A 13,189-nucleotide genomic window follows, 5' to 3' on the forward strand; every position below is an offset into this window, starting at 1 on the left:
ACCATAACTTCCCGCCGGGACTGAAGACTCATCCATCCAACCCACTCCCCCGTCCGCCGTCTTACAGAGGCGTCCTCGCATCTCAACTAAATCCCCATATTCACAGGCACTTCAGGTATCCTTCAACGCATCCCCCTGCTAACTGCAGCACCGTTTTTCAAATGAAACAACGAAAAGCACGCTTCGCGAACTTCTCATTGCCACTCAATAAAACCAAAGAGAGTATCCGACTATAACATGAAATCAAAACAGATTCATATCAGGTCCGATACTCTCTTTTCAAGAAAACGATTAACTGGCAATCATTGACGCCAGACAATTTGTAATAAACTATCCTGAAACACTAACTTTAAAATAACTTTAACCGACACCATTTATATGTTCCGGAACAGACAACCGCTCAGGCGCATTCCAGCCATAGACTCAATCGCGCCAGGCCCCGTCATATCTTCTCAGAACCATACCGGCCGCATCAAAGCTTCCACAATTCCGTATTCGTCGTAGAGATCGCATCCGCTCCGGCGTCAATCGCCTCTAAAATATCCCCCTTACTTCTCAAAAGGCCGCCCGCAATAATCGGCATATCGGTATAACTGCGTATTTCCTTCATCACGCGGGGCATAATCCCGGGCATTACTTCCACGAAATCCGGCCGGAATGTTTCCAACTGCTTTTTCATGTTGCTAAGCGCGATGGAATCAATCATAAAAGTCCTGAAAACACCGTAGAGGCCGTTATCCATTGCATGCTTGACCAAGACAGGCCTGGTGCTGATAATTCCATCGGCCTCCGTGTTCTTTTTCACAAAATCCACAGAAACTTCCCTGGAGCTTAAACCCACTACTAAATCGAGATGGACGATGGCCAACTTATTTCTCCGCTTGATCCGTTCTACAATTTTCGCTATATTGCAGACCGTTCCGTACAGGATGAAAATAATCGCGCAATCCGTCTCCAGAGCCTCTTCCAGGGTACCCTCCTCTTTAACAGCCGCTATCACAGGAGAGCGTTCCAGTAAATCCCTCGTTTTCATACTCATTTTTTTCTTCTCCAAAGCCAGTTGATAAAACGCACAATAGGAATGCTGCTTCGTCGGATTGTCTGTCGGGTCCTTTCTTCCAGAAAATCTCGAAAGGCATCCGTACTATCGCCTAAAGCTGCCTTGGGTATCATATATCCACCATATTCATCGCGAAAAATATAGAAATAGCTTCCGTCCTCCGCTATCCCGCGCACCTCGGAGTATAACTCAGAACCGTCTCTGTTACCCTCCGGCAGGCAGTAAATATCCATTTCCTTTTCACCGAAAACATAGCGTGATGAAGGGAAAGGCCTGCCCGCTTTCCTAAGCTGTTCCGACAGTTTATGCGCGGTCCGGTTGCTGGAGACATAGGTGCTGGTGGCCAGATAACCGCCATATGCCACCAGCAGGATCCCCCACCATTCAGAGAAGCAGACCACGCCGGTCATCATCAGCATCAGACTGAAAGCGGTCCGCCACATGCGGTTGCTTTTGCAGAACATATCATACTGCATATGGGCGAGAGCCTTGAAGCTCTCCTCCGAATGCTGCATTTCAATCTCGTAAAAAGAAGCCATAAATTTCTCCGTTTCAAACTGGAATCAGCCGCCACTCCTCCCCAGAGCCATATCAGCCCGGCGCCGTGCCGTAAAGCAGATCCGGTACACAGGTGATAAGGAACGGACAAAAGGTAAGCAGCAGTAAAACAATGAAGAGGCATAGGATAAACGGCCATACCTCCTTTAGGAAATCTCCGATTGGACACTTCGTAATACCGCAGGTGGTGAACATCATGGAACCAAACGGAGGCGTAATTCCGCCAATCATGATATTTACAATTGCAACCAGTCCGAAATGGTAATCATTGATTCCAAGCTGTCTTGATACGGGCAGCAGTAACGGAGTGATAATCATCAGCGCCGCTCCGCCTTCCAGGAACATACCCATAACCAGAAGAATCAGGTTACAGAGCAGAAGGAAAATATATTTATTGTCGGTCAGTCCCAGCATTCCTCCTGCCACAATTTTCGGCAGATTGATCCATGTCATATAGTAACCGAATACCTTAGCCGCCACCATGATCAGGACAACGCTGGAGGTACCCGCAATCGTATCAAGCACAATAGGAATCAGATGCTTTCTCAGGGAGAGCCGTTTGTATACCAGCCCGCCGATAATAAAGCAGTAAAGCACGGCAACGGCGCCGCCCTCGGATGGAGTAAACATACCAAGACGCATACCGATGATGATTCCGAATGGGAAGAAAAGTCCCCAGAAGGAAATGAACGCCTGCTTCAGGATCTCTTTTGCAGCCGGACGTCTGTCACGGGTTTTCGGGTAATTTCTCTTTTTTGCAATAATAGCCACGGTAATCATCATGGAAACCGCCATGAGAATACCGGGAACATATCCGGCCGCAAAGGTCCGCCCCAGTGAAATCTGGGCAATCAACGTAAATACAATCAGATTGACTCCCGGAGGAATAACAGGGGTGGCAGCCGAAGAGGCAGCCGTGATAGCCGCCGAAAAGGCTTTGGAATAGCCGCGCCGTTCCATCTCGGGAACCAGCATCTTACTCTGCATCGCGCAGTCCGCATTGGCTGAACCGGAGCAGCCGCCCATCAGCATACTGAGCAGTACGTTAACCTGGGCAAGCCCGCCTTTCATATGGCCGGTCACCATCTCGGCAAAGTCCATCATCTTCTCACTGATTCCACCGTAGTTCATGACGGAACCCGACATGATAAAGAATGGGATAGCCAGCATGGAGAATGACTGCGTAGACTTCATTACCGTCTGCAGAATCAGCCAGCTCTGTGAGGTTGTATCAATAAATGTAAAGTAGAAAAATGTGGCGCCGAATAGAGCGTAAACAATGGGCATACCTAAAAAGTAGAAAATAAACACAAGGAAAACAGGGATCAATTGAACTATGCTAATCATGCAGTTTTTCCTCCTTTCCCTGCCATTGCAAATTTCATTAAATCTTTAACTATAAAGTAAATACAGTAAATCAGAGATAATCCAAAACCAATGGGTACGGCGATTGAAATGTACCAGCTCGGCACACGAAGTGTGTTGGTCAGTTTGCCCCATGTATTGACAACGTACTGCACGCTGATATTGGTCAGCATAATCAGAACGCCCAGCTCCAGAATCTGAACAATTACGGTTACAACTTTTTTCATTTTTGCCGGCATCATATTGACTAAAATATCTACGCCCAAATGAGCGTGCGTACGGTAAGCATACGCACTACCGATAAAAACAGTCCAGACAAAAAGCCCCGTCACGACCTCCTCACACCAAAACAGCGGACTTCTCATGATATAACGCATAAGAACATTGATGTTAACCAATAGAGTACACATAACCAGGCTCGTGCCGGTAACAATCGCATCAAGATTCTTCAATATTGATTTAAAAGAATACTTTTTCGATTTTTCTTCCATACCTACCTCCACTTTATTCTGTATCAGGGAAGCAAAATGTTCCCTGTGTATTCCGGCCCTGCCGTTTAACAGAGACTGCCCGAGGAATCGGGCAGTCTGCTTGAGCGGTAATTATACCATTTCGTACAATCACCGGTACACTTACTTATTCTTTGAACGATAGTCGGTAAGGAACTCAACAAGCTTTCCGTGCAGTTCCGGATCTGCCTTATACTCCTCTACGATCCAGTCGTAAACAGGTGTACATGCTTCTGTAAAAGCGTCGATGTCAACATCGTTCCACTTAACGCCCTGCTGCTCCAGGAATGTAATCATATCGGCTTCATCTTCCTCTGCATGCTCCTGCTCCCAGATACCGGCCTCTACACAGCACTCATCCAGAATGTCTCTCCATTTTTTAGGAATTGACTGATAAACATCCTCTGCCATAAACAGCCAGCGTGTAGCGATAAAGTGGTTGGTATTGGCTACATTCTTTGTGTACTCATATGCGCCCGTATCTTTCAGAGTTGAAATGGAGCCCTCAAAACCGTTAACAACGCCGCTGGACATCGCGGAGATACACTCGGTAAAGCTCATTGGAGAAGGTGTTGCTCCCAGGGCGGTAATCGTCTGGATAAACAACGGAGACTCGGTGGAACGAAGGATCAGACCACTTAAATCTGCCGGTTTTTCAACAACCTTGTTCGTACAAACGCTTCTGAAACCAAAGGAGTAATGGGTATCCAGCACGTGGATGTTGAACTCTTTGGCAAGACGGTCATTTAAAGCTTTTACAATATCGGTTTCCATAACAGCATTGTACTCTTTGTTGGATGTGTAAAGCATCGGTCCTACCAGTACATTAAAGTCACCTATGTAATCGGCGAAGTATGACGGCTCCTCAAGACCCATCCAGATAGCGCCGTTATGCGCCTGCTCTACGGATTCTCCGTAACAGTCGAGCTGGTTCTGTCCGTAATATTCAAGGACAATGTGGCCTTCCGTCCGCTCCTTTACTATCTCGGCGAGGTACTCGCTGGCCTTGTAGTTCCACTCTGCCGGCTGGAACACGTTTGAAAACTTAATTGTAATCTGATAGTCATCGGCTTCTTCATCCGAAACTTCCGCTTTTGGGGCCTCAGCCTCAGCTCCTCCTGTAGTTGGTGTACTGGCCGCCTGTTTTCCACTGCCGCCGCATGCGCTCAGCGAAAGCGCCATTGTAGATGCGAGAAGTATCGCAATTGCTTTTTTCATAACAACCTCCTTGAGATATTTGATTAAATTCAGGAACCCTGAACCTCCGTTTTTCAAAGACAGGGGCACTTTAAGCCATTGGTTTCGCCTCCTTTTTTGCATAATAAAATGCAGCTCCTTCATAACAGTCTCTACCTCTGTGTAGACTGTCCCGAAGCTGCATTGCTCATCTCTCATTTGCAGAATATTTAGTTGCCTGTCTTCTAATAAATTAATTCTATCACTTTTTTAACTCGCAATCAAGTGTTTTTTATCTATTTTCCACATTTTTTTCGAGTTTCCATCGCATGTTATGTGTATTTTATACAAATTGTGTGGAAATTTATGTCAGATGACATCACAGCTTGTCTCTAACTTCTTCACGTAACATGGAAAGCCCGTCCACATCGTGCCTATCAGAAAAAGAACATATCCTTTCCCATAAAGAAGCGTGCAGGCCAAGTCATATTAACTGCCTGCACGCTCCGGATAAATAGCCGCGGATAAAACTGACATTACTTATCCGGGCTGTATATTGTAAAACCATTTTTTCCTTTCTTCTTTGTCTGATAAAGTGCGGTATCCGCGCTTTGATAGAGCAAATCAAACCGGCTCCCTTCCCTCGGAAATATGGAAATCCCAATGCTGGCTGATATATGGCAGCTCGCTTGCTGCCTGATACAAACCATATCCAACGCTTTCGTTAGTTCTGCCGCTTTTTCCTCAAGCCAGGTTTCGTCAGGAAACGGAATAAAAGCAACAAATTCATCACCGCCGATTCTTCCCAGAATATCCCCGCTGCGGAAGTGTTCCCGTATGATCGCTGTAAAACTGTGAATGCAATAATCACCAAACAAATGACCAAAGCGGTCGTTCACCTGTTTAAAATTATCAATATCAAAAATAAAAAATGCGTGCAGAACCTCCGGCTTTTCTATCAAGAGATTTTCTATCGTCCGTTCTGTAGCGGCTTTTGTAAGGAACCCCGTCATTTCATCTGTCTGCGCCTGCAATTCTTTTTTCTTTTCCATGTCGATATTTTTTCGATAGGAAAACATATGTATACAACGGTCTTCCTCAGAATAAAACAGATAGGTTTCAACTCTCATCCAATAATAATCCGTCCCGTTCTGCGTAATCATAAAATCGTATCTTAAATGATTATTTCCCGATTCATATTCCCGAATTGCGTTTTCAGGAGTAAACATCGTTATATAACCTTCCCGGTACTCCGCCTTGATTTGCTTTTCTGCAATAATTCTCAGTCCCTGGTCAAAGGGAACCCCGCCTGCGCCAAGGCTTGTAAAATACTCCTCCGTCGTTTTTCCAACATAACAGTTTTTTGTAAGATTCAATTCATAGATACCCTCATAAAGCTCTTCTGTTGCTACTTTGAAAACTGCCTGCCGTTCTTCCATCAGGTCTGTGATTTGCCGGTTGAATTTCCGGATTACCGAAGTGACGATAATTAAAATTGTAATGACAACAAGCGCAAGAACGAAACAGGTCCTGTATAACTGTATATACATCTCATGAACAATCTTTCCTGTGTCCTGCTCCACGATCAGATTCCATGATAATTCCGGTATGTAACGGCTTACTACAAACCGCTTTTCCTGATCATTTAAACCGTTATCGGTCCAAATCTCCAGGTTCTTTATTGGCTCCTTCCAGTTTAATACCTGTTTGCGAATACTATCCTGATTATAAACCTCAAACCAGTCGGCTGCCTCGTATCCTGTATACGTTGTAGAGATTTCAATTTCTCCATTTTCATTGATTAGACTGGCTTTTACGTTATAAGTATCTTCATACTCCTGAAGCAGCTCCTTTATATAATCCATCCTGATTCCGACACCCACTATCCCAATTACGCCGCCGTCTGATCCCTGTACCTTACAGTTGACAAATGTCGTAATTTTATTGTCGGCGCCGTTCACTTCGTCATTGTCTACGTTTAAAGAATACTCTGTATTATTGTCAAGCATATCAAAGTACCATGTATTTTCCGGATTGTCTCTTTCCATTACGCGGTCAAACCCATTAAAGTTGTAATATCTGCCTGAAACAGTTGAAACCAGAAAAACGGAGTCAAATCCGTATTTTTCCTGGTAGGCTTTTAAATATTCTTTGGTTGTCTCAACATATGCTTCGTCATTCATTGATTTTGATTCTTTTTCCAAGTGCTCCACCAACAGGCTGTCGTGGGACATTGTCAATGAAATGTTGACAGGTTTGGAAAACAGCGACGACAATTGATAGTAAATTCCCCCGGCAGATAATGAAGATACCTGCTCTATGTTATTTAGGGATACCTGATAATTTGCCCGATAGCTGAATACAGCCGTGGCAACGAACCCTGCAATTAGAATAATGCTAATGATCAGGTTTGTTTTTAAAAGTTTATTGTTCTTCACATTTTCCCTCCAATCCTGAGTAAGGCGTATCGATAAGCAGCCCTGTCCCGTCCGTGGTTTCCCTACTGCGTTATCAGATGAAATATGCTGTCTCTTTCACCATTATACAACCCCATCCTGACAGCCCGCTGACAAATCTGTTGTTTTTTCGCCCTATTAAAACTTTTCTCCAGGTCTTCCGCTGTCTTTCACCATGTCTGCATGGAGTTTCCCGAGCAGCCGGGTGGTTGTCCGTAATCACATAACAACGGTTATGTTATCAGTCACATGCAAAATGGTAAATGGTAATGGCCGACATTTTGTAATTCCCGAAAACAGGTATGAGAAACAGACCGGGCTGCAGCAAAATTTTTGCTCCGGTCTGTTTGCCGCGCACATATGTAAAAAGGAAGTCCTCCCGGCTTCAGTTTGAGCGCGGAATATTGTATTTTACCTATCCCTGTGCTATACTTTTTATGTATTAATCCGCCCCGTGTCCATTCTTTTGACTGCATAACCGTTGTTATGTGGTCTTTATTTTTTTGCCCAAAACCAGCCCCATGCGTTCAAGCTGTTTTATATGCTCCGTGCCGGATTCCATCGTGTAGATCCGAGTAGTCGTTACGCTGGTGTGGCCCAATAAATCCGCAAGGCGGGACAGGTCTTTTTCCAGTGTGTAATAGATTCTGGCAAACAGGTGACGGAGATTGTGGGGGAAAACCTTGCTCCGCTCCACACCTGCGCTTTCACAGAGCTTTTTCATATCCCGCCAGATGTTGCACCGGTCAAGCGGCGTGCCGCCGGCTGTACGGAACACCAAACCATCCGTGATGTTTTGCGCTCTGCAATACCGGGTCAGGGCCTTACAAAGCTCTTTCGTCAGAAAAACCGTACGTGTCTTACCCTTGCAGTCTACCGTCGCCCTGCCGGTCCGCACAGCCTCCGCCGTGATGAACCGCAGTTCACTCACCCGGATTCCCGTGGCACAAATGGTTTGGAGCAGCAGTGCAAGGCGGTCATTGTGTTTGGCTTGTGCAGCCCGTACAAGGCAGTTGTATTCCTGCTTTGTCAGCTCTTTCTCGGGCTGGATAAAGATTTCCCGTTGAATTTTAAGGGGCTTCACCTTAAATTGCGTCAGGTTCATCCACTCGAAAAAACTATTGACCGCCGCCAGCATACTGTTCACGCTCGCAGGAGCATATCCCTTAGTCAGTGCGTCTTTCCAGGCCAGGACCGCCTCTTTGGAAATTTCACCGCAGCCCAGAAAAGAAAAAAATGCCCGAAGATCACGGACATACTTTGTGACAGTATTCTCACTTCGTTCCTCGCTGCGCAGATAAATTGCATATTCACTTATTTTGAATAACAGGTTTTCATTGTCCATTCTGTTTTCCCTCGCTTTAAAATAATAAATATTATTGTTCCGTATTTTTGCAAACCCATTCATGAGCCGCACATACTCAAAAGCTGGTTTCAGCAGGGAACAGACCCGGGAAGTCATCTGGAAAAGCACGCTTCGCGAACGTTTCATCGTCACTCAACAACGAAAAGCACGCCTCGTGAACGTTTTTCCCACTCAATAAAAAGCGCCGCGGATTTAAATACCGCAGCGCTTTCCCTTATAATTTCATGTTACTTCTTTGAATTTTTATGAGTTCCCCCAGCGTAAATTCCGCCCAACTGTAATTGCTCATGTACTCACCGGTAAATGTGTTCATCCATGCCATATCGCCTTGGATGGCTGAATAGTAATCACAGTCCACTTTTGATGTATCAATTGCGATCTCTAAGCGGCTTCGGAAAACAATCTCTGCCGCGCCTGCTTCTCTCAGTGTTTTCATAAGATCGGAAACCACCTTGTTTGTGCTGTTCCGCACATTGCCGCCGGCAGGCTGGCTCTCCCAAAGCACGGAGGACAGCTGCGCGTAGGTAACGCCTGCCCCCTTTCGGTCAGTCAGATAAGCAAGGCATTCCTTACACTTTGACCGGGGGAATTTTAACGGCCTGCCATCAACAAATATCTCAAAATCTCCAAAGGCCTGTATGCGCACACGCCTGGAGGACAAAGAAATCGGAGGATGGCGCAGGTTTTCCAACTCCACAATCAAATCATCTTCCCTTACAGGTTTCATCAGATAGCCGCTGGCATGGAGCCTCAGCGCGTCCATTGTATATTGGGAGTAGCCTGTCGCGAAAATAATATTGACCGTTGGGCAGCAGTCCTTGCATTTTTTCGCAAGTGCGATTCCTGAAAGCTCCCCCATCTCAATATCCAGAAAGGCAATATCCACCGGATGGACAGACAGATAATCAAAAGCATCCATCGGCTTTAAAAAAGTGGCAATCTCCGACTCCGGAAGAACCTTTTGAATTACTTGGACAAGGCTTTCCACAGCCAATTTTTCATCGTCAACCACCAAAAGTTTCATTTTTCTCCTCTTTTCCCGGCAATGTAATCCGCACCACAGTTCCCACGCCCTTTTCGCTCTGTATTTTAATGGAACCGCCGCACTGGACTTCTAAGCGGCTTCTGACATTTTCAATTCCCGTATGAGTGCGCCCGTCCTCTTTGGGAGCGCCCACATCAAAACCCACACCGTCATCCCGGATTATGATTTGTATCTGTCCGTCCTGCTTTTCACTTTTGATTGTAACTGTTCCGCCGTTGTCCTTTTTCGTGATGCCGTACCGTACCGCGTTCTCCACAATCGGCTGTAATGTAAGGGGCGGCAGCATAAAATCCTGAAAATCAAGTTCCATTTTTAGATTTACCCTGTCCCCGAAACGCATTTTTTCCAGATAGAAATAGTCTTTGACATGGCCGATTTCCTTTGTAAACAGAATGAGCCGTGTATCAGTAAGTGAATCCAGATTACTGCGCAGGAAATAAGAAAAATGCTCCATCGCATCCATTGCCTTTTGCGGGTCACTGCCGCACAGTGCTTTAATTCCCGTCAGGGCATTATAGAGGAAATGAGGCTGTATCTGGGAGAGCATAATGGCGGTTTTTGCTTTTTCCAGCTCCAGTTCCTTTCGGCTGACTTCCCGGGACAACGCTATCTGTATGTTAATATAGATGCAGATTAGGCAAATGGTAGTGGCGAGGTAGAGCACGGCGATACTGTAAAACAGGATTTGAAACAGCAGTGCGGTAACGGGAAGACAAATATAAATACTAAACGCCCAGAACTCTGTTCGTTTCATTTTGCTGCGATGATAGAACAGCAGGCAGGCATTCAGAATCATTCCGGCAATTCCAAACATCTGGGACATCCAAAACCAGCCTTGACGGTGATAAATGTTTTGTTCATCAATGAAATAATACATATGATTGAAATGAGAAATTACAGTTAGGCACACAGCCAGAAACATCAAGCCGCACATAAGGTATAACGGGATTTTTGAAATATATCTGTCCTTTGTTTCCAGAAAACTGACAAGGTAATGGGTGAACAGCAAAAGCATAAGGTATCCCAATGTGAATACAAGGAAATTAGATATATGTACGATATAACGGCTGAAAATTTCGGGCTTTCCTTTAAAAAGCCATGCGGCGGCGTCACAAAAAAGGAGAATGGTATTGCAGGACAACAGCCGGATATAGAGCCGGTCCAGAGGCTCATTTTGTGAGCGGCCAATGCGTAAGCAGATAATAAAGATCAATGAAAGCAGCCCTCCGAATGTCTCCAGAGAAACATTGATATATCCGATGGTACTCATATTGGTCCTCCTTTCACCGGTATACACAGCACCGCAAATACGAATTTGTGGATTTGCACTGGAATCAGTATATCATATCAGGTAAAAAACACATACATTTTTTGACGGCATGAAAACGGTACTTTTTTCATGTCGTCCACGCTAAAAAAGGACGCTCGTTCTGAACGTCCTAATCGCTGCTATTTATTCGTAACAGTAGTATTTTACCAACAGGAATGGAAAACCTATCAAAATTCTTCCCGTGAACGCAGTCAAACCTTATTTCATCAGCGTAACCATAACCGCCTTCTGCGCATGGAGCCGGTTCTCGGCCTCCTCAAAGATTTCATCCGCATGTTCCTCAAATATCTGATCCGTTATCTCCTGGCCGCGGTAAGCGGGCAGGCAGTGCTGTACCATGGCTCCCGGTTTTGCGGCGGCCATCAGTTTATCGTTCAACTGATATCCCTGGAAGGCCTTCATACGCACTTCCTTCTCTTCCTCCTGGCCCATGGAGGCCCAGGTATCCGTAATCACAATATCGGCATTTTCCACGGCCTTCACCGGATCATCGGTCAATGTAAACGCATCGCCGCAGCCGTTTGCAAAATCCAGAACCCGCTGATCCGGTCTGTAACCTTCCGGAGCTGCGATGGAGACGTTCATCTTCATCTTTAGCCCTCCCACGATCAGGGAGTTTGCCATATTGTTGCCGTCACCGATATAGCAGAGTTTCAAGCCTTCCAGCACACCGTACTTTTCGCGGATAGTCATCAGATCGGCCAGTACCTGGCAGGGATGGCAGAAATCGGTCAGGCCGTTGATGATCGGGATGGAACCGTATTTTGCAAGATCCTCCACCTCTTTCTGTTCATAGGTGCGGATCATGATTCCGTCCAGGTATCTCGACAGGACGCGTGCCGTGTCCTGAACCGGTTCGCCGCGGCCAATCTGCAGATCTCTGGAAGATAAAAACAGCGCCTGGCCTCCCAGCTGGAAGATTCCCGTTTCAAAGGAAACCCTGGTTCTTGTGGAGGATTTCTGGAAAATCAGGCCGATGGATTTTCCCTCCAGAAGACGGTGGGTGATATTGTGTTTTCTTTCATATTTAAGCTGATCCGCCAAGTCGAGAATGGAAGTAATCTCCTCCGGCTGTAAGTCCAGCAGTTTTAATAAATGGTTCATGCTCCGAATACCTCCTTCATAACTGCAACTGCGCTGTCCATCTCCTCATAGCTGATAACGAGAGGCGGAAGAAGGCGGATTGCCTCCTCGCCGGCCGTGAGCGCCAGCACGCCCTTTTCAAGCAGCTGATTGACCAGAGAAGCGCGTATTTCTTTATCCACAACGATTCCGAGCATCAGTCCCATGCCTCTGACCGTCTTCACTTTTGAAGAGCCGAGTGACTGGATGGAATCTTTCAGATATTCGCCTTTATCACGTACCTCTTTCAAAAATTCCGGTTTATTTACAATGGAAAGCACCGTCTGTGCCGCCGTACAGCAGAAAGGGTTGCCTCCGAATGTCGTTCCGTGGGTGCCTGCGCCCAGTACATCCGCACATTTCTCCGACGCCATAACCGCGCCGACCGGCACGCCGCCGCCGAGTCCTTTTGCCATGCTCACCGCATCCGGTTTGATCCCGTACTGCTCATAACAGAACAGGCTGCCGGTACGGCCGATTCCGGTCTGGACCTCATCGATTAAGAAGAGAATGTCTTTTTCCTTACAGATGGCTGCCGCCTGCTCAACATATTCCGAATCCAGAGGAAGAACTCCGCCCTCTCCCTGAATCATCTCCATCATAACAGCGCAGACGGAATCATCGATTTTTGACTTCAAATCCTCTATGTCATTGGCAGCAGCGTAATCGAATCCTTCGGTAAACGGGAAGAAATACTGGTGGAATTTTTCCTGTCCGGTTGCCTTAAGTGTTGTCACAGTACGCCCGTGGAAGGACTGTTTGAGTGTGATAATCTTGTTTCTTCCCTCCCCGTATTTATCAAAGGAATATTTCCTGGCAAGTTTGATCATTCCTTCGTTGGCCTCCGCCCCGGAGTTGGAAAAGAATATTTTTCCCATTTCGCAGGAGGTAACCAGTTCTTTCGCCACCTGCACCATCGGTTCCGTCAGATAAAGGTTGGAGGCGTGCATCAGCTTATGCGCCTGGACGGTTAATGCATCCACCAGCGCCGCGTTGTCATGGCCCAGGCTGTTGACACCGATTCCGGATGTCATGTCGATGTATTTTTTTCCTTCGGTATCCCAGAGAGTGGCTCCTTTTCCATGGTCAAGCGCAACCGGAAAACGTCCGTATGTATGCATTAAATAGAGCTGTTCCTCGTCTTTTAGTTCCTGATATGTCATAATCTGTTCTTCCTCCTGCCTTTTCATGCCTTCCCCGTC

12 protein-coding genes are annotated in these 13,189 nt (G+C 46.2%); 1 reads left to right on the plus strand and 11 read right to left on the minus strand.

From position 1 onward, the window contains the following. Positions 1-472 precede the first annotated feature (472 nt). The 9 genes from QZT18_RS02515 to QZT18_RS02555 form a co-directional block, all read right to left on the minus strand. On the minus strand, positions 473-1,039 hold the full coding sequence (locus QZT18_RS02515) for a glycerol-3-phosphate responsive antiterminator (protein ID WP_294143903.1): 567 nt from the start codon (positions 1,037-1,039) through the stop codon (positions 473-475). Next, a complete protein-coding gene (locus QZT18_RS02520) occupies positions 1,036-1,599 on the minus strand; it encodes a YcxB family protein (protein ID WP_294143904.1) in 564 nt (187 codons plus the stop codon). The genes QZT18_RS02515 and QZT18_RS02520 overlap by 4 nt, the downstream gene beginning before the upstream one ends. A gap of 52 nt (positions 1,600-1,651) precedes the next feature. Beyond that, positions 1,652-2,965 (minus strand): TRAP transporter large permease, encoded by a 1,314-nt coding sequence (locus tag QZT18_RS02525; RefSeq protein WP_294143905.1) that lies wholly within the window; start codon positions 2,963-2,965, stop codon positions 1,652-1,654. Next, complete coding sequence (locus QZT18_RS02530) at positions 2,962-3,474, minus strand: TRAP transporter small permease (protein ID WP_294143906.1); 513 nt, start codon at positions 3,472-3,474, stop codon at positions 2,962-2,964. The genes QZT18_RS02525 and QZT18_RS02530 overlap by 4 nt, the downstream gene beginning before the upstream one ends. 141 nt (positions 3,475-3,615) lie before the next feature. After that, positions 3,616-4,710: a TRAP transporter substrate-binding protein DctP gene (gene dctP, locus QZT18_RS02535; RefSeq protein WP_294143907.1), complete on the minus strand. Its 1,095-nt coding sequence runs from the start codon at positions 4,708-4,710 to the stop codon at positions 3,616-3,618. Between the two features lie 494 nt (positions 4,711-5,204). Further along, positions 5,205-7,106, minus strand: a complete 1,902-nt coding sequence (locus tag QZT18_RS02540; protein ID WP_294143908.1) for a sensor domain-containing diguanylate cyclase — start codon at positions 7,104-7,106, stop codon at positions 5,205-5,207. Between the two features lie 502 nt (positions 7,107-7,608). Beyond that, positions 7,609-8,469 (minus strand): tyrosine-type recombinase/integrase, encoded by an 861-nt coding sequence (locus QZT18_RS02545; RefSeq protein ID WP_294143909.1) that lies wholly within the window; start codon positions 8,467-8,469, stop codon positions 7,609-7,611. A gap of 235 nt (positions 8,470-8,704) precedes the next feature. Next, positions 8,705-9,514, minus strand: coding sequence for a response regulator (locus tag QZT18_RS02550; RefSeq protein ID WP_294143910.1), 810 nt, complete (start codon positions 9,512-9,514; stop codon positions 8,705-8,707). Next, the gene (locus QZT18_RS02555; RefSeq protein WP_294143911.1) at positions 9,495-10,358 is read right to left on the minus strand and encodes a sensor histidine kinase; all 864 of its coding nucleotides are present in this window, start codon (positions 10,356-10,358) and stop codon (positions 9,495-9,497) included. Before QZT18_RS02555 ends, QZT18_RS02550 begins: the two co-directional genes overlap by 20 nt. A 228-nt stretch (positions 10,359-10,586) precedes the next feature. Here QZT18_RS02555 and QZT18_RS02560 point away from each other — a divergent pair, with 228 nt between their 5' ends. Further along, a complete protein-coding gene (locus tag QZT18_RS02560; protein WP_294143912.1) occupies positions 10,587-10,715 on the plus strand; it encodes a hypothetical protein in 129 nt (42 codons plus the stop codon). 348 nt (positions 10,716-11,063) lie between these two features. Here QZT18_RS02560 and argF read toward each other — a convergent pair whose 3' ends face one another. Beyond that, positions 11,064-11,969 carry an ornithine carbamoyltransferase gene (gene argF, locus QZT18_RS02565; RefSeq protein WP_294143913.1) on the minus strand — a complete coding sequence of 302 codons (906 nt, stop codon included), beginning with the start codon at positions 11,967-11,969 and terminating at the stop codon, positions 11,064-11,066. Next, a complete protein-coding gene (locus QZT18_RS02570) occupies positions 11,966-13,177 on the minus strand; it encodes an aspartate aminotransferase family protein (RefSeq protein ID WP_366925782.1) in 1,212 nt (403 codons plus the stop codon). The genes argF and QZT18_RS02570 overlap by 4 nt, the downstream gene beginning before the upstream one ends. Positions 13,178-13,189 lie beyond the last annotated feature (12 nt).

This window comes from uncultured Clostridium sp. (assembly GCF_900547735.1).
Taxonomy (GTDB): Bacteria; Bacillota; Clostridia; order Lachnospirales; family Lachnospiraceae; genus Otoolea.

What these genes read in the sequence shown, in the direction of transcription:
- QZT18_RS02520 (WP_294143904.1), bottom strand. Translation starts at nt 1,599, where the DNA reads ATGGCTTCTTTTTACGAGATTGAAATGCAGCATTCGGAGGAGAGCTTC.
- argF (WP_294143913.1), bottom strand. Translation starts at nt 11,969, where the DNA reads ATGAACCATTTATTAAAACTGCTGGACTTACAGCCGGAGGAGATTACT.
- QZT18_RS02560 (WP_294143912.1), top strand. Translation starts at nt 10,587, where the DNA reads ATGTACGATATAACGGCTGAAAATTTCGGGCTTTCCTTTAAAAAGCCA.
- QZT18_RS02530 (WP_294143906.1), bottom strand. Translation starts at nt 3,474, where the DNA reads ATGGAAGAAAAATCGAAAAAGTATTCTTTTAAATCAATATTGAAGAAT.
- dctP (WP_294143907.1), bottom strand. Translation starts at nt 4,710, where the DNA reads ATGAAAAAAGCAATTGCGATACTTCTCGCATCTACAATGGCGCTTTCG.
- QZT18_RS02555 (WP_294143911.1), bottom strand. Translation starts at nt 10,358, where the DNA reads ATGTCCCAGATGTTTGGAATTGCCGGAATGATTCTGAATGCCTGCCTG.
- QZT18_RS02550 (WP_294143910.1), bottom strand. Translation starts at nt 9,514, where the DNA reads ATGAAACTTTTGGTGGTTGACGATGAAAAATTGGCTGTGGAAAGCCTT.
- QZT18_RS02525 (WP_294143905.1), bottom strand. Translation starts at nt 2,965, where the DNA reads ATGATTAGCATAGTTCAATTGATCCCTGTTTTCCTTGTGTTTATTTTC.
- QZT18_RS02515 (WP_294143903.1), bottom strand. Translation starts at nt 1,039, where the DNA reads ATGAGTATGAAAACGAGGGATTTACTGGAACGCTCTCCTGTGATAGCG.
- QZT18_RS02570 (WP_366925782.1), bottom strand. Translation starts at nt 13,177, where the DNA reads ATGAAAAGGCAGGAGGAAGAACAGATTATGACATATCAGGAACTAAAA.
- QZT18_RS02545 (WP_294143909.1), bottom strand. Translation starts at nt 8,469, where the DNA reads ATGGACAATGAAAACCTGTTATTCAAAATAAGTGAATATGCAATTTAT.